Annotated in this window: 14 protein-coding genes; all 14 read right to left on the bottom strand. The window is 57.9% G+C overall.

Going from position 1 to position 17,400, the window contains the following annotated elements; translation table 11 throughout:
- Positions 1-28: 28 nt before the first annotated feature.
- The 14 genes from neuB to gyrA all read right to left on the bottom strand — a co-directional run bounded on the left by neuB (position 29) and on the right by gyrA (position 17,243).
- On the bottom strand, positions 29-1,111 hold the full coding sequence (neuB, locus tag AC07OJ_RS09970) for an N-acetylneuraminate synthase (protein ID WP_495094465.1): 1,083 nt from the start codon (positions 1,109-1,111) through the stop codon (positions 29-31).
- A 3-nt stretch (positions 1,112-1,114) separates the two neighbouring features.
- The gene (gene neuC / locus AC07OJ_RS09965; protein WP_495094464.1) at positions 1,115-2,269 is read right to left on the bottom strand and encodes a UDP-N-acetylglucosamine 2-epimerase; all 1,155 of its coding nucleotides are present in this window, start codon (positions 2,267-2,269) and stop codon (positions 1,115-1,117) included.
- Positions 2,266-3,417 (bottom strand): LegC family aminotransferase, encoded by a 1,152-nt coding sequence (locus AC07OJ_RS09960; RefSeq protein WP_495094463.1) that lies wholly within the window; start codon positions 3,415-3,417, stop codon positions 2,266-2,268. Before AC07OJ_RS09960 ends, neuC begins: the two co-directional genes overlap by 4 nt.
- Positions 3,418-3,426: 9 nt before the next feature.
- Positions 3,427-4,407: an NAD-dependent 4,6-dehydratase LegB gene (locus tag AC07OJ_RS09955; RefSeq protein WP_065901824.1), complete on the bottom strand. Its 981-nt coding sequence runs from the start codon at positions 4,405-4,407 to the stop codon at positions 3,427-3,429.
- Between the two features lie 756 nt (positions 4,408-5,163).
- A complete protein-coding gene (locus tag AC07OJ_RS09950; RefSeq protein WP_495094462.1) occupies positions 5,164-5,406 on the bottom strand; it encodes a lipopolysaccharide assembly protein LapA domain-containing protein in 243 nt (80 codons plus the stop codon).
- Positions 5,407-5,430: 24 nt separating this feature from the next.
- Positions 5,431-5,727, bottom strand: a complete 297-nt coding sequence (gene ihfB / locus AC07OJ_RS09945) for an integration host factor subunit beta (protein ID WP_065901828.1) — start codon at positions 5,725-5,727, stop codon at positions 5,431-5,433.
- Positions 5,728-5,859: 132 nt separating this feature from the next.
- Complete coding sequence (locus tag AC07OJ_RS09940; RefSeq protein ID WP_065901830.1) at positions 5,860-6,147, bottom strand: hypothetical protein; 288 nt, start codon at positions 6,145-6,147, stop codon at positions 5,860-5,862.
- 160 nt (positions 6,148-6,307) lie between these two features.
- Positions 6,308-7,999, bottom strand: a complete 1,692-nt coding sequence (gene rpsA / locus AC07OJ_RS09935) for a 30S ribosomal protein S1 (RefSeq protein ID WP_065901832.1) — start codon at positions 7,997-7,999, stop codon at positions 6,308-6,310.
- Positions 8,000-8,118: 119 nt separating this feature from the next.
- Positions 8,119-8,808 carry a (d)CMP kinase gene (gene cmk / locus AC07OJ_RS09930; RefSeq protein WP_003172653.1) on the bottom strand — a complete coding sequence of 230 codons (690 nt, stop codon included), beginning with the start codon at positions 8,806-8,808 and terminating at the stop codon, positions 8,119-8,121.
- On the bottom strand, positions 8,805-11,015 hold the full coding sequence (locus AC07OJ_RS09925) for a bifunctional prephenate dehydrogenase/3-phosphoshikimate 1-carboxyvinyltransferase (RefSeq protein WP_495094461.1): 2,211 nt from the start codon (positions 11,013-11,015) through the stop codon (positions 8,805-8,807). Before AC07OJ_RS09925 ends, cmk begins: the two co-directional genes overlap by 4 nt.
- A 28-nt stretch (positions 11,016-11,043) precedes the next feature.
- Positions 11,044-12,156, bottom strand: coding sequence for a histidinol-phosphate transaminase (hisC, locus tag AC07OJ_RS09920; protein ID WP_106804783.1), 1,113 nt, complete (start codon positions 12,154-12,156; stop codon positions 11,044-11,046).
- Between the two features lie 9 nt (positions 12,157-12,165).
- On the bottom strand, positions 12,166-13,260 hold the full coding sequence (gene pheA / locus AC07OJ_RS09915) for a prephenate dehydratase (protein WP_034096534.1): 1,095 nt from the start codon (positions 13,258-13,260) through the stop codon (positions 12,166-12,168).
- Complete coding sequence (serC, locus tag AC07OJ_RS09910) at positions 13,260-14,345, bottom strand: 3-phosphoserine/phosphohydroxythreonine transaminase (RefSeq protein ID WP_495094460.1); 1,086 nt, start codon at positions 14,343-14,345, stop codon at positions 13,260-13,262. Before serC ends, pheA begins: the two co-directional genes overlap by 1 nt.
- A 243-nt stretch (positions 14,346-14,588) precedes the next feature.
- Positions 14,589-17,243 (bottom strand): DNA gyrase subunit A, encoded by a 2,655-nt coding sequence (gene gyrA, locus AC07OJ_RS09905; protein ID WP_028619469.1) that lies wholly within the window; start codon positions 17,241-17,243, stop codon positions 14,589-14,591.
- Between the last annotated feature and the right edge of the window lie 157 nt (positions 17,244-17,400).

Below are 17,400 nucleotides of genomic sequence, written 5' to 3'. Positions count from 1 at the left end.
TTCAATGATGGGTTAGATGGCTGATTCATTAATTGATGGTCTCACCGGCCTGCACGGCAAATTTGCTGCGGGTTCCAACCAACTCCCATAACGCTGTGGGCGGCAATCCCGAGCCGGCGCGCGCCGTTGTCAAATCGTCCCTGCCAATGATGGAGCCTTCAGCAATATCGCGCGCCGCCACTACCTGCTGGCGCGCGGCCCTGCGGGTGTCCCATTCACTGGGTTGAGGCGCCTTGCAGGCATCGCCCAAGGCCAACTCCAGCACGCGGATCTGGCTAATCATTGCCTTTAATTCGCCGGGCTCAAGGGATGCCTTATGATCCGGCCCTGGCATAGCGCGGTCCAGCGTGAAATGTTTCTCGATGACCCTAGCGCCTCGGGCTACCGCAGCGACGGAAATCAAGCCACCTTCCGTATGATCGGAGTAACCCACCGCCAGATCGAACGCTTTTAACGTATCCATTGCGCGCAAGTTCACTTCCTCCCACGGCGTAGGGTACTGGGAGGTGCAATGTAGTAAGGTGACATGTCCCTTGAGACGTGCGCGAGTTTGCGGCTCGCTCCAGCTCTTCCAAACCTCGTCCATGTTCGCAGGCTCTCGATCAGACGCCAGCGCATGTGCAACGATCGCCAGGCCCTGCTCGACTTCGCTCAATGTAGCCATACCGGTCGACAACACGAGTGGCTTTCCAGTATGTGCAAACTGCCACAAAAGCGGACCGTTCGTGAGTTCGCCGGAAGGCACTTTGAAAAATGGCAGATCCATCTCACACAAAAAAGTCAGGCTATCGGTATCGAATGCCGTGGATAAAAACTCAATCCCTCTACTATGTGCATGAGCCTGAAGATCCGCATGCCATTCTTTGGGCAATTCAAGTTTTTTGAGCATGGCAAGTTGGCTTTCGGCCGCGTCGGTACTCTGCTTTTGATAAGAGGCCTTGGGAGCCGCCTTCGACGCTAGACGTGCGGCATCAAAGGTTTGAAATTTCACTGCATCAGCACCCGCTTCAGCCGCTGCGTCCACGAGGGCAAACGCAAGGGCTCGCTCACCATTATGGTTAACGCCGGCCTCAGCGATGATATAGACCGAGTCTTCGTTAGATACTTTCATGGTTTAGCTCAAATCGTGAAATGACTTGTGATATTCCCCGTGGAAACGCTCGAGGACGTCCATAATGCCACGCACAGCATTGCCAGCACCGTAGGGGTTTACCGCCTTCTTACAGGTTTCAGCGAACGAGTCAGTCAGTGCAAGGCGTATTGCATTTCCGATGGATTCAGCATCCGGAGCACAGTGGACAACCGATGCCGAGGATAAACGACCGGTCTGTCGTGCACCTATGTTAACTGTCGGCACGCCAAACGCCGGCACCTCAATAATGCCACTGGAGGAGTTGCCTACGACCGCATCCGCCAGCGCTACCACACTCAGATAACGCCGAAATCCGAGCGAAGGTATGGGTATTACTCGTTGGGGGCTACGCTGCGCATACTCCTCCAGCAGGGGAATTATCGCGCGACCGCCATTATCGGCATTAGGGTAGGTAAGAATGACTTTATGTTCAGGAAACTGATCAAGCGCCGACAATAGCGCATTGAAACTTCGGGCAGGATCTTCCTCGAGTGCGGTCACCGGATGGTAAGTCACCAACAGGAACGGCCCATCCAACGCAAAGTCCAGGCTTTGCGCTAGTTCGTCCCGAGTCATACGTGGGCTACGCAGCAAATGGTCAAGCCCAATCGCACCCACATTAAATACTCGTTCAGGTGATTCGCCCATCTGAATAACGCGTTGGCGATAGGGTTCGGCGGCTACGAAATGAAAGAACGCCATTTTGGTAATAGCGTGTCGGATGGCGTCATCGTAGGCCCCCTCGGTAATCTCGCCACCATGCAGGTGCGCAACCGGAATCTTCATGATCAATGCCGCTTGTACGATGGCGAGTGCCTCAAACCGATCTCCCAGCACGATCAAGATCCCGGGCCGCAACCGGTCCAAAGCATCAGCGAAGCCCAGCGTACCGAGCCCCATCGACTTGACAACACCAACATCGCTATCGGAAGACAAAAGCATTTCAACTTTTGCGTCAATGGTGAACCCGTCGGCTTCTATGCCCCTCCACGTTTCACCAAACTCAGGCGAGAGGTGCATGCCACTTACAATCACTTGCAGCGCCATGCTCTGGCTGGCGTGAATATCTTTCATCAGCCAATAGAGCAATCCATATTCGGCACGCGTGCCTGTGAACACTGCAACGTTACGCTTCAAACCTGCAACTCCGGCACCACACTACTCGGCAGATTGACAACACGTTGCTCGAGCCATAATGCATTAGTCAATTCGCCCCGCAGGCTTGAAGAGTAAGCGGGCAAATGGCTCATCAACTTCCAGATAGGTCGCGTCATGACACCAGCCTGATTGCTGAAAGCCAACAATTCATCACGCTGTCCAAGGTCCTCACAGATGATCGCGTTAAGCCAATAGTTGGAACGACACCCTTGAGGTTCAACAACAAACTGGAAGGGTCCGCCCTCCAGGAATGACTGGTAACGCGCCGCAAGAAGACGCTTTGCGCTAATAAACGAGTCCAGCTGTTCAAGCTGGGCACATCCCAAAGCGGCGTTAAGATTAGGTAAGCGATAGTTGTAGCCCACCTCATCATGAACGTACTCAAAGGGGTGAGCTTTTTTCGCAGTCGTGGTCAAGTGCTTTGCCCGGGCACCCAAAGCCTCTCCCGCCAGGATCATGCCCCCACCACCTGTTGTGATGGTCTTGTTTCCGTTGAAGCTCAGAGTGCCAACAGCACCAAATGTACCGGTGTGCCGCCCTTTATAGAGACTCCCCAGCGACTCGGCAGCATCCTCGACTATCACCAGCCCCCAGCGGGTGCAAACTTCAATCAACAGGTCGAGTTCGACCGGATGACCAAAAGTATGCATGGGCAGGCAGGCACGGATAATTTTGTCGCTTTCTTTAACCCGGCAAGCGCCATCGCTATCCAGGTAAGCAAACTCCTGCAACCAGCACTCCATCGCTACCGGCGAAAGCCCCAGCGTGTGCTTGTCTACGTCAATGAATACTGGCTCCGCACCGCAGTAAGCAATGGCATTGCAAGTCGCCACAAAGGTAAGTGGCTGTGTGAGCACCAGATCACCGGCCTTAACACCCGCCAACATCAGTGCGACATGCAATGCGGCCGTGCCATTGACGGTCGCAACCGCCCGGGGACTGCCGGTGTAGGTTTCCATGTCTCGCTCGAATCGATCAACGAAAGCCCCAACGCTGGAAACAAACGTTGAATCTATGGTTTCGAGGACGTAGCTTTTTTCGTTCCCGCCAAATATTGGCGCATGCAAAGGAATGAACTCGTTGGTACGGTATTGCTCGCGTACAAATTTCACCAGAGCGTCAAGCATGATGGCGCCTCAGACGTTGTAGAGATCGGCTTTGTATTTAGCCAGGTTCTCAGGCCGAGTAAACCAATCAATTGTTTCCTGCAGCCCTTGTCGGATCGAGTACTGTGGCTGGAACCCCGTTAGACCCTGAATCTTGGTGTTATCACACCACAACCGGAACACCTCGGATTTCTCAGGGCGCAGACGCTGGTCATCCATCAAGAACTCGACATCACTGCTCATCAACTCGCGGATGAGGTTCAGCGTGTCACCCACAGTGATTTCAAAGTTTGAGCCGATATTGACGATCTCACCTACAGCCTTGTCGCAGCGCAGGAGTTCTAGAAAGCCGCGGCAGGTATCAGCTACATAGTTGAAGTCGCGAGTGGGTGAAACATCACCCAGCTTGATCTGCTTCTTGCCACTGGCAATCTGAGTGATGATTGTGGGAATCACAGCACGTGCAGACTGACGAGGCCCATAAGTATTGAAGGGACGTGCGATGGTCAGAGGCAAATCAAATGCGTTGAAAAAGCTCATGGCCATTGCATCGGCGCCCATCTTAGAGGCGCTGTAAGGTGATTGCGGCTGAAGCGGGTGTTTCTCATCAATAGGCACGTATTGCGCAGTACCGTAGACTTCGCTGGTGGACGTGTGGATCACCCGTTGCACACCATTGTCAATTGCAGCCTGGCAAATATTCAGCGTACCTTTGACGTTAGTATCCACATAGCTGTCGGGCGCCACATAGGAATAAGGAATAGCAATCAACGCCGCCAAGTGAAAAACAGCATCGACACCTTTAGTGATGTGTTTGCAATAATGCGGATCGCGCACGTCACCATTCAAAACCTCAATATCTTTCAGGCAACTTACATCCTCAAGCCAGCCCCAGTAATTAAAGGAATTATATTGAGATAGCGCCTTTACCTTGTACCCTTCCCGAACCAATAGCTCAGTCAGGTGCGATCCAATAAATCCATCCGCTCCGGTCACTAAAACTGTTTTCATCATTTCACCTTGACTGTAAACCTAACTACGACGTGACTTCGCTATGTGACGCGAGCAAAAATATGCTATAGCCCCCATCAGCCTGCACTCACCGCCCATTTAATCGATGAATGCATGGAATTCTTCTACTGACAATTTACAGACTTTGACCTCATAAAACCAGTCGCGAGGCTGGCCAGCGCCGGCCGCATGGGGCGCAACCCCGACCTGGAAGCCACTCCTACCCTGACCCACGTGAAAGCCAGCCGAAACCCAAAAAAAATAACTCACCGAAACACAACTATGCATACCAGTATTCATCGGCGATAGATTTAGATTTCAATGCCGCCCAGCATATTAAAATCCCGGGCCGAGCCTCCAAGGCGGCGACTCGAAATATCGATCCATGTCTAACCAAAAAAAACAAATAAATAAATTCGATAATTCAAACACAAGCCCGTCTAAAAAGGACCACAATCAACAGCTGCCGAACTAACCCTGCTAACGATATCACTTGATCTTTCGTTCCGACTAAAGATGCAGACAAAGACTGCACGCCGACGCCCACCCGTCAGCGCACACCACTTAGCGATTTCATTAATCTTAACAATAAAAATCTTACCGCGAGAGCACAACACCCTCAACCGCTAACGGAAATGACTTGATTACAATGATATAGCACAAAGACGCGAACCATGACGCTCGCACACCACCAGGGCAGTCAGCATCATGAGGAGGCCTACAAGCGCATGGCTACTTGAGTGATAAGCGACTTAGCTAGCGACCCGAGGAGACCGACAGACGACTTGCCTTACGCCGAAAAATAAAGCCAAGAAGAGGCCCTAAAAGGAGACCCACTAACAGAGAAAGCGCGATAAAGATAGAGACCGGTATTTGCGGAGTGGTCCAACCCAGAAAGGAAAGGGCGAGCACTTGCTGATTCTCCAGTACAAATACCAAAACGCCCAGCGCTACGATAAGCAGAATTAGAGCAAGCAAAGCTCGCCTAGCGTGATACATATCCCTCTCCTGATTTAAAACGACTCAAACACCTTCATCCTCATCCTCATTCACCCGATCCCGCAACTCCTTCCCCGGCTTGAAATGAGGCACAAACTTCCCATCCAGACTCACCGACTGCCCAGTCTTGGGGTTCCGCCCCACACGCGGTGCGCGGTAGTGCAGGGAGAAGCTGCCAAACCCACGGATCTCAATCCGATCCCCGGTAGCCAGGCACTGGGACATTTGCTCGAGCATGGTCTTGATGGCCAGCTCGACATCCTTGGATGAGAGCAGCCCTTGATGGGTGACAATTCGTTCGATCAACTCCGACTTCGTCATATTTTTCCCTTCTTTTTCAAGCAGCTAGGAAAAGCGCTTCGAAGGTTTTAGCATGACTTGATGAATTTGAACAGCCCGCGCGGCAACTTATCTGCGGGATAGATGGAAGCCTGTCTGGCCGGCGCAACGCCATCAATTGCAGATCACCAGCATGGTACGGGTTACGGCGCCAGCAGGGTTCCAGCCGAACAGGTAGTCACCCTCTTCGTCCTTGGCATCACTGGAGCGGGTGATCACCTTGTAGCCCTGCATCTTGCACTCGCGGGCGGCGCGCTTCTCGCACTTCTCCCATTTGTTGCCCAAGCCCGAGCAATCGATCTCGATGCCGCTGACTCCACGCTTGGCGTGGGTCTTGGCGCTGGTACTGGAGCAACCTGCAAGCACTACTAGCACTGCAAATAGCACGATAAGCCTGTTCATTTAAATCCTTATCAAAACAACAACGCTGGAACAGCTTTCATGAAGACTATAGTCAGTTCTGACAGTGAGCTGTGCGTCTTGGTTCTCGATGTTGATTCAACGAATTTCAGGCACAAAAAAGGGCGACCGAAGTCGCCCTTTTTCTATGGTCTGACAGAACTTAGTTCTGTTTTTCCATTTGCGCACGCAGCAGAGCACCAAGAGTGGTGTCAACTGGAGCATCCGACGAGGCTGGCTTGTCGCGCAGGCTCTGGATGGCTTCTTTCTCTTCGATCTCGTCTTTCGACTTGATGGAGAGTTGGATTACGCGGCTCTTGCGGTCAACGCTGATGATCTTGGCTTCTACTTCCTGGCCTTCTTTCAGAACGTTGCGCGCGTCTTCAACGCGGTCACGGCTGATTTCGGAGGCTTTCAGAGTCGCTTCGATATCGTCGGCCAGAGTGATGATGGCGCCTTTAGCGTCAACTTCTTTCACAGTGCCCTTAACGATTGCGCCTTTGTCGTTCTCTTGAACGTACTCGGAGAACGGATCGCTTTCCAGCTGCTTGATACCCAGGGAGATACGCTCACGCTCTGGGTCAACCGACAGGATAACGGTGTCCAGCTCGTCGCCCTTCTTGAAACGACGAACAGCTTCTTCGCCCACTTCGTTCCAGGAGATGTCGGACAGGTGAACCAGGCCGTCGATGCCGCCGTCCAGACCAATGAAGATACCGAAATCGGTGATCGACTTGATGGTGCCGGAGATTTTATCGCCCTTGTTGAACTGGCCAGAGAAATCTTCCCATGGGTTAGATTTGCACTGCTTGATGCCCAGGGAGATACGACGACGCTCTTCGTCGATGTCCAGAACCATAACTTCCACTTCGTCGCCGACTTGTACGACTTTCGAAGGGTGGATGTTCTTGTTGGTCCAGTCCATTTCGGAAACGTGTACCAGGCCTTCCACGCCTTCTTCCAGCTCTGCGAAGCAGCCGTAGTCGGTCAGGTTGGTAACACGCGCGGTCACGCGAGTGCTTTCTGGGTAACGGGCTTTGATAGCAACCCATGGATCTTCACCCAGCTGCTTCAGGCCCAGGGAAACACGGTTGCGCTCGCGATCGTATTTCAGAACCTTGACATCGATCTCGTCGCCAACGTTGACGATTTCGGAAGGATGCTTGATACGCTTCCAAGCCATGTCGGTAATGTGCAGCAGGCCATCGACGCCACCCAGATCGACGAATGCGCCGTAATCGGTGAGGTTCTTGACGATACCTTTGACTTGTTGGCCTTCCTGCAGGGATTCCAGCAGAGCTTCACGCTCGGCGGAGTTTTCTGCTTCCAGGACGCTGCGACGGGAAACGACAACGTTGTTGCGTTTCTGGTCGAGCTTGATGACCTTGAATTCGAGTTCTTTGCCTTCCAGGTGCGTGGTGTCGCGCACTGGACGAACGTCGACCAAAGAACCTGGCAGGAACGCACGGATGCCGTTAACGTCGACAGTGAAGCCGCCTTTAACCTTACCGTTGATAACGCCCTTGACCACTTCTTCAGCTGCGAAGGCTGCTTCGAGAACAATCCAGCATTCAGCGCGCTTGGCTTTTTCACGGGACAGCTTGGTTTCACCGAAACCGTCTTCAACCGAGTCCAGAGCAACGTGAACTTCGTCACCGACATTGATAGTCAGGTCGCCAGCATCGTTGTAGAACTGTTCCAGCGGGATCAGAGCTTCAGACTTCAGACCAGCGTGAACGGTTACCCAGCGAGCTTGGTAATCGATATCAACGATAACACCGGTGATGATGGAGCCTGCCTGAAGGTTCAGGGTTTTTAGGCTTTCTTCAAAGAGTTCCGCAAAGCTTTCGCTCATTTTAATTCCTGTTGATAAGGGCGAAGAATACGCCCATCTCCACACCCCAGACGGTGTGGGTTAGTTTCAATTAGAAGAAGCGCCCCAGGACTATGACTGGTCCCCTGCGGCCTTCTTGGTCACCCGGCGATATCGCGAATGGCGATTTCGCTCAAGATGCGTTCCAGCACCTGCTCGATGGACAACTCCGTGGAATCCAGCTGTATGGCATCAGCCGCCGGCTTTAGCGGGGCTACTGCGCGCTGGGTATCACGCTCATCGCGTGCACGGATCTCATCTAGCAGACTCGACAGACTAACACCATCGACTTTGCCCTTCAACTGCAAGTAGCGGCGGCGCGCCCGCTCCTCGGCACTGGCGGTGAGGAAAATCTTCAGCGGCGCCTCCGGAAACACCACCGTGCCCATGTCGCGACCATCGGCGACCAGGCCCGGCGGCTCCTGAAACGCCCGCTGACGCTGCAGCAAGGCATCGCGCACGGCCGGCAGCGCGGCAACCTGGGAGGCCCAGGAACCGACTTGTTCATTGCGCAGGTCATCGGTCACATCATCGCCTTCAAGGATGATGCGCTGGGGATGACCTTCCGTCGCCCCGACAAACTGCACATCAAGATGCGCCGCCAGCAGCTTCAGCGATTCTTCGTTGGTCAGGTCGACGCCATGGTTGCGTGCGGCAAACGCCAGCAGGCGGTACAGCGCGCCGGAATCGAGCAGACACCAGCCCAGGCGCTTGGCCAGGATGCCGGCGATCGTGCCTTTGCCCGAGCCACTTGGCCCGTCGATGGTAATCACCGGTGCTTTGATATTCACAATTGAGCCTCTTGGGCAACACGGATGCCGACGTGGGCACACAGTGTAAGAAAGTTCGGAAAAGACGTAGCAACATTGGCGCAGTCACGGATACGAATAGGTGCCGTCGCCCGCAGGGAAGCCACACTGAACGCCATGGCAATCCGGTGATCACCCTGGGCGTGCACTTCACCACCGCCCATCAGGCCACCGTCAATGATAATCCCATCGGGAGTCGGTTCACACTTCACGCCCAGCGCCAACAGACCGTCGGCCATGACCTGGATACGGTCGGATTCCTTCACGCGCAGCTCCTGCGCCCCGCGCAACACAGTGCGGCCCTTGGCACAGGCCGCCGCAACAAACAGCACCGGAAACTCGTCGATCGCCAACGGCACCAAAGCCTCGGGGATCTCGATACCGTTCAGGGCCGCAGCACGCACACGCAAGTCCGCGACAGGCTCGCCGCCTACTTCACGCGGGTTTTCCAAGGTGATATCTGCGCCCATGAGCCGCAGGATATCGATCACCCCGGTCCGCGTCGGGTTGACGCCGACATGCTCCAGCAACAACTCGGAACCCTCGGCAATCGACGCCGCCACCAGGAAAAACGCCGACGAGGAAATATCCCCCGGCACTTCTATATGGGTAGCGGTCAGTGCATGACCCGATTGCACCGACGCGGTCGCGCCGCTCACCGCCACCGGGTAGCCAAAACCGCGCAACATGCGCTCGGTATGGTCACGGGTCGGCGCGGGCTCGGTCACCGAAGTCTCGCCCTCGGCGTACAACCCGGCCAGTAACAGGCAGGATTTGACCTGTGCACTGGCCATCGGCATCGAATAGGCCAGGCCTTTCAACACCTGGCCGCCGCGGATGGTCAATGGCGGACGCCCTTCCGGACCGGTCTCGATTACCGCGCCCATTTCCCGCAGCGGCTTGGCCACGCGGCTCATCGGGCGCTTGGACAAGGACGCATCGCCGGTCAACACGCTGTCGAAGCTTTGCGCCGCCAACAACCCCGACAGCAGCCGCATGGATGTGCCGGAGTTACCCAGGTAGATCGGCCCCGGCGCGGCTTTCAAGCCATGCAAGCCCACGCCATGAATGGTCACGCGCCCATGGTGCGGACCTTCGATGACGACACCCATGTCGCGAAAAGCCTGCAAGGTCGCCAGGGCGTCTTCACCCTCGAGGAAACCTTCAACCTCTGTCACACCCTCGGCCAAAGAGCCGAGCATGATCGAGCGATGCGAGATCGACTTGTCACCCGGCACCCGGATACGTCCGCTCAAGCGGCCGCCCGGGCTGGCGAGGAAGGTCAGGTCATCGGCGTTTACGGCAGTTTCCATATAGGCCCGGCGCGCCAGGATCTTGCTGAAATGCTCACGCGCCACCCGCGCACGGGTGAACACGCCCAACAACTGGTGGCCATCCCCGGCATCAACCGCGTCGCGCAGGGCGTCGAGGTCGCTGCGAAAGGTGTCCAGGGTGCGCAACACCGCTTCGCGGTTAGCGAGGAAGATGTCGTGCCACATCACGGGGTCGCTGCCGGCAATCCGCGTGAAATCGCGAAAGCCACCGGCGGCGTAACGGAAAATCTCGAGGTTTTCATTACGCTTGGCCAGCGAGTCCACCAGGCCAAATGCCAGCAGATGCGGCAAGTGACTGGTCGCCGCCAGCACTTCGTCGTGGCGCTCGACCTGCATATGCTCCACGTCAGCGCCCAGCTCACGCCACAGCCGGTCAACCACGGCCAACGCCGCAGGATCGGTCTGCTCGAGCGGCGTCAGGATCACCTTATGGCGCCGGAACAGCTGCGCATTCGATGCTTCAACCCCGCTCTGCTCGGAACCGGCAATCGGATGGCCCGGCACGAAGCGCGCGGGCATGCCGCCAAACGCCTGTTGCGCAGCGCGCACCACATTGCCCTTGGCGCTGCCGACGTCCGTCAGGATCGCCTGCCCCAGGTCCATGCCCGCCAATACCGCCAGCAATTTCTCCATGGCCAGGATCGGCACCGCCAACTGGATCACGTCAGCGCCCTGACATGCGAGCGAGAGGTCCGCTTCGCAGCGATCCACCACGCCCAACTCGACCGCCAGCTTGCGCGATTGCGGGTCCAGGTCCACACCGACCACTTCGCCACACAACCCACTCTCACGCAGGCCTTTGGCGAAGGAGCCGCCGATCAACCCCAGACCGACCACCACCAGGCGACCGATCATAGGCACAACAGGTTGCAATGCAGTGACATCAACCACGAGCCAGAACCTTGGCCAACGCCTCCAGGAAGCGGCTATTTTCTGCCGGCAAGCCAATGGTGATACGCAGGTGGTTCGGCATACCGTAGTTAGCCACCGGACGCACGATCACACCTTCGCGCAGCAGGCCCTGGAATACCGGAGCAGCCACTTGGCCGAGGTCGACACAGATGAAGTTGCCCTTGGACGGAATCCAGCCCAGGCCCAGTTCGCGAAAGCCTGCCTGCAACTGCAACATGCCGCTTTCGTTGATGCGCCGGCCCTCTTCCAGGTATTCGGCATCCTGCACGGCGGCACAGGCCGCCGCCAACGCGAGGCTGTTGACGTTGAACGGTTGGCGCACGCGGTTCAGCACGTCCGCGACGACCGCCGTGGAGAGGCCGTAGCCCACCCGCAGCGACGCCAGTCCATAGGCCTTGGAAAAGGTGCGCGAGACCAGCAGGTTCGGGTAGGCCGCCAGGAAGTCGAGGCCGTCCGGCAAGTCGCTGCCTTCGGCGTACTCGATGTAGGCCTCGTCCAGCACCACCAGCACGTGCTCCGGCACATCCTGCAGGAAGTCGTTCAGCGCCTGCGCGTCGAACCAGGTGCCCGTCGGGTTGTTCGGGTTGGCGATGAACACCACACGGGTCTGGGCGTCGATGGCCGCCAGCATGGCCGGCAGGTCGTGGCCCCACTCCTTCGCAGGAATGATGCGCGCATCAGCGCCGACCGCCTGGGTCACGATCGGATAGACCGCAAACGCGTGTTCGCTGAACACCGCGTTGAGGCCCGGCGCCAGGTAGGCACGGCCGACCAGCTCGAGAATGTCGTTGGAACCGTTGCCCAAGGTCACCTGGCTCAGCTCGACCCGGCACTTTTGCGCCAGCAGGGACTTGAGCGCAAAGCCGTTGCCATCGGGGTAACGGGTCAGCTCGGCCAGCTCCTCACGAATGGCCGCCAACACCTTGGGGCTTGGGCCCAGCGGGTTTTCGTTACTGGCCAACTTGACGATCTTCGAAGGATCCAGGTTCAACTCACGCGCCAGCTCGTCCACAGGCTTGCCTGGAACGTAAGGCGACAGTTGTTGCACGCCCGGCTGAGCCAGGGCGAGGAAGTTGCCACTCATGTTAAAGCCTCACAAAACCGCTTTCGGGTAAGAGCCCAGCACTTTGAGTGCCACGGCTTCCTGACTGATTTTCTCGAGCACACCCTTGACCAGCGGGTCGCGGTGATGGCCGACGAAGTCGATAAAGAACACGTAAGTCCATTTACCGCTGCGCGAAGGACGAGTCTCGATACGCGTCAGGTCAATCCCGTTGTCGTGGAACGGCACCAGCAGCTCATGCAGCGCGCCGGGCTTGTTGCTCATGGAGACGATGATCGACGTCTTGTCGTCGCCGGTCGGCGGCACTTCCTGGTTGCCGATCATCAGGAACCGCGTGGAGTTGTCCGGGCGATCCTCGATTTTCTCGGCCAGGCGCGTAAGGCCATACAGGCCTGCAGCCATGTCACCGGCAATGGCCGCCGAATTCCACTCACCCTTGACCCGCTTGGCCGCCTCGGCATTGCTGGACACCGCCACGCGCTCCACATTCGGGTAATGCGCGTCCAGCCACTTGCGGCACTGGGCCAGCGACTGGGCGTGGGAGTAGATACGGCTGATGCTGTCGGTCTTGGTGTTCTCGCCCACCAGCAGGTGGTGATGGATGCGCAGCTCGACTTCGCCACAGATCACCATGTCGTGCTCGAGGAAGCTGTCCAGCGTGTGGTTGACCGCGCCTTCGGTGGAGTTTTCCACCGGCACCACGCCAAAGTTCACGGCACCGGCCGCCACTTCACGAAACACTTCGTCGATCGCCGCCATTGGCTTGCTGATCACCGCGTGGCCGAAGTGCTTCATGGCCGCCGCCTGGGTGAAGGTGCCTTCAGGCCCGAGGTAAGCCACTTTCAGTGGCTGCTCCAGCGCCAGGCAGGAAGACATGATTTCACGGAACAACCGCGCCATCTCTTCATTGCCCAATGGGCCCTTGTTGCGCTCCATCACACGCTTGAGCACCTGGGCTTCACGCTCGGGCCGGTAGAACACTGGCACTTCGCCTTCGGCCAGGGAGGCCATCTTTACCCGTGCCACTTCCTGGGCGCACCGCGCGCGCTCACTGATCAGCTCCAGGACTTTCTCGTCCAGGCTGTCAATGCGCACGCGCAGGGCCTTGAGTTCTTGCTCAGACATTAGCCGTGTTCCTTTTCGAACTCTGCCATGTAGGCCACCAACGCGTTGATGGCGTGGATGTCGACAGCGTTGTAGATGGAGGCGCGCATGCCACCGACCGAACGGTGGCCCTTGAGGTTCAGCAGGCCGCGCGCGTCGGCACCGGCCAGGAACGGCTTGTCCAGGCGGTCATCGGCCAGGCGGAACGGCACGTTCATCCACGAGCGGTCGGTCAGGTTGATCGGGTTGCTGTACAGGCCGCTGGCGTCGATGAAGTCGTACAGGGTGCGCTTCTTCTCTTCGTTCAGCTTGCCCATGGCAGCCACGCCACCCTGCTCCTTGAGCCACTCGAAGACCAGGCCGGACAGGTACCAGGCGAACGCCGGCGGGGTGTTGTACATCGAGCCGTTATCGGCCGCGACCTTGTAGTTGAGCATGGTCGGGCACAGCGAACGGGCACGCCCCAGCAGGTCTTCGCGGATGATGTTGACCAGGATGCCGCTCGGGCCGATGTTCTTCTGCGCGCCGGCGTAGATCATGCCGTACCTGGACACATCGATCGGGCGCGAGAGGATGTCCGAGGACATGTCGCACACCAGCGGGACGTCGCCTACTTCCGGTACCCAGTCGAATTCCAGGCCGCCGATGGTTTCGTTCGCTACGTAGTGCACGTAGGCCGCGTCCTTCGACAGCTTCCACTCGTTCTGGCCGGGAATGGCGAAATAGTCGTAGGGCTTGGCGGTACCGGCAACGTTGACGTGACCGTAGCGCGAAGCCTCTTCAATGGCCTTCTGGCCCCAGATACCGGTGTCGATGTAGTCGGCGGTGCCGCCTTCCGGCAGCAGGTTCAGGGGCAGCTGGGCGAACTGCTGGCTGGCGCCGCCCTGCAGGAACAACACTTTGTAGTTGGATGGGATGTCCAGCAAGTCGCGCAGATCCTGCTCGGCCTTGGTGGCAATGGACACGAACTCATCGCTGCGATGGCTCATTTCCATCACGGAGAGGCCTTTTCCATGCCAGTCGAGGAGTTCACCCTGCGCACGCTGCAGGACTGCTTCAGGAAGCGCCGCGGGACCGGCACAGAAGTTATAGGCTCTCTTGCTCACATCCAATCTCACTCTGATCTGGTGGGGCTGCAATCATGTTCGGCAACAACCTTTCTCTGGAGCGGACCCTTGCGGGAGCTGGCCTGCCGGCGATAAGGGCACCTCGGTAGCGCAGTGATACCGTGGCGCTGCCATCGCGGGCAAGCCAGCTCCCACATTGAGCGCGTCCAGCCAAAGGACGTGTTATTTCACAAGGGACAAACAACAAGGGGGCGAATCTTCATCCGCCCCCTGTGTGTCCGCTTATTCCTGCGGTTCTTCTTCGTCTGCGGCAGCGTCGAGGGTTGGCTCGTCGACGTTGTCATCGCCTGCTGCGATCACCTCGCCGTCGAATTCCTCACCTTCCAGCTCTTCGCCTTCGACTTCCGATGGCTCCTGCACACGCTCCAGGCCCACCAGTTTTTCGTCTTTAGCCAGCTTGATCAGCGTCACGCCCTGGGTGTTACGGCCCAGGCTCGACACTTCAGCCACACGGGTACGTACCAGTGTGCCCTGGTCGGAAATCAGCATGATCTCCTCGCCGTCGAGCACCTGGACCGCGCCGACCAGACGGCCGTTGCGATCGTTGCTGACCATGGCGATCACGCCCTGGCCGCCACGCTTGTACTCCGGGAACTCGCTGATGGCGGTGCGCTTGCCATAACCACGCTCGGAAGCCGTGAGGATCTGGCTGCCTTCTTCCGGGATCAGCATCGAAATCAGCTTCTGCCCTTCCGGCAGGCGCATGCCACGCACACCGCGGGCGGTACGGCCCATGGCGCGGACGTCGGATTCCTTGAAGCGCGTGACCTTGCCGCCGTCGGAGAACAGCATGACTTCACGCTCGCCATCGGTAATGGCGGCGGAGATCAGTACGTCGCCTTCGTCCAGCTCCAGGGCGATCAGGCCCACGCTGCGTTGACGGCTGAAGGATTCCAGCGGGGTCTTCTTCACGGTGCCTTTGGCGGTCGCCATGAAGATGAAGTGACCTTCGGTGTATTCCTCGACCGGCAGCATGGTGGTGATGTACTCATCACTGTCCAGCGGCAGCAGGTTGACCAACGGACGACCACGGGCGGCACGCGAGGCTTCCGGGATCTCGTAGGTCTTGAGCCAGTACACCTTGCCCTTGCTGGAGAACAGCAGCAGCGTGGTGTGGCTGTTGGCGACCAGCAGGTGAGCGATGTAGTCCTCATCCTTCACGCCGGTAGCCGATTTACCTTTACCACCACGACGCTGGGCCTGGTACGCAGCCAGGGGCTGGGTCTTGGCATAACCACCGTGGGAAATGGTCACGACGCGCTCTTCTTCCGGGATCATGTCACCCAGGGTCAGGTCGAGACGCGCATCGAGGATTTCGGTGCGGCGCACGTCGCCGTATTCGGCGCGAATCACTTCCAGTTCTTCGCGGATCACTTCCATCAGGCGCACGGCGCTGCTGAGGATGCGGATCAACTCGCCGATCTGGTTGAGGATCTCCTGGTACTCGGCCAGCAGCTTCTCGTGCTCCAGGCCGGTCAGGCGGTGCAGGCGCAGCTCCAGGATGGCCTGGGCCTGTTCCGGCGACAGGAAGTACTTGCCTTCGCGCAGACCGTATTGCGGGTCCAGGGTCTCCGGACGGCACGAGTCGGCGCCGGCGCGTTCAACCATGGCCACCACGGCGCTGGATTCCCAAGGGGTGCTGATCAGCGCTTCCTTGGCTTCCGACGGGGTTGGCGAGGCCTTGATCAGGGCGATCACCGGGTCGATGTTCGACAGCGCAACTGCCTGGCCTTCCAGGATGTGGCCGCGCTCGCGGGCCTTGCGCAGTTCGAACACGGTACGGCGGGTGACCACTTCGCGGCGGTGACGAACGAAGGCTTCGAGCAGATCCTTGAGGTTCAGGATGCGCGGGCGGCCGTCGATCAGTGCTACCACGTTGATACCAAACACGCTTTGCAGCTGGGTCTGGGCGTAGAGGTTGTTGAGGATAACCTCAGGCACTTCGCCACGACGCAGCTCGATCACCACGCGCATACCGTCTTTGTCGGACTCGTCGCGCAGCTCGGTGATGCCTTCGAGCTTCTTCTCTTTGACCAGCTCGGCGATCTTCTCGATCAGCCGCGCCTTGTTCAGCTGGTACGGCAGTTCGGTGATGACGATCTGCTGGCGACCACCGACCTTGTCGATGTCTTCGATGATCGAGCGGGCGCGCATGTAAATGCGCCCGCGACCGGTGCGGTAGGCTTCGATGATACCGGCGCGACCGTTGATGATCGCAGCGGTCGGGAAGTCCGGACCGGGGATGTATTGCATCAGCTCATCGACAGTCAGCTCAGGATTGTCGATAAGGGCCAGGCAACCGTCGATGACTTCACCGAGGTTGTGTGGCGGGATGTTGGTGGCCATGCCCACGGCGATACCGCTGGAGCCGTTGACCAGCAGGTTGGGAATCTTGGTCGGCATGACGGCCGGGATCATTTCGGTGCCGTCGTAGTTCGGCACCCAGTCCACGGTTTCTTTATGCAGGTCGGCCAGCAGCTCGTGCGCCAGCTTGGTCATGCGCACTTCGGTGTATCGCATGGCCGCGGCGTTGTCGCCGTCGACCGAACCGAAGTTGCCCTGGCCGTCTACCAGCAGGTAGCGCAGGGAAAACGGCTGGGCCATCCGAACGATGGTGTCGTACACCGCAGTGTCGCCGTGAGGGTGATACTTACCGATCACGTCACCGACAACACGGGCAGATTTCTTGTACGGCTTGTTCCAGTCGTTACCCAGCTCGCTCATCGCGAACAGCACACGCCGGTGCACGGGCTTCAAGCCATCGCGCGCATCAGGCAGTGCCCGACCGACAATTACGCTCATCGCGTAGTCGAGGTAGGACTGTTTCAGCTCGTCTTCGATATTGACCGGGAGGATTTCTTTGGCCAGTTCGCCCATGAGAAGCCTGATTCCTTTTTCGGGTGAAACTTCGTCACATCCATATGGGACGAACGAAGCTCGCCGCTGCCGGCACAGTGCCTGACAACGACTTACGACAAATCAACGAGTTATGACACGGATCTGCACGTTATAGGCCACCCCTCGGGGCAGCCCT

This window comes from Pseudomonas sp. GW821-FHT09C08, from assembly GCF_059418125.1.
This window is presented reverse-complemented; position numbering and strand designations above follow the sequence as displayed.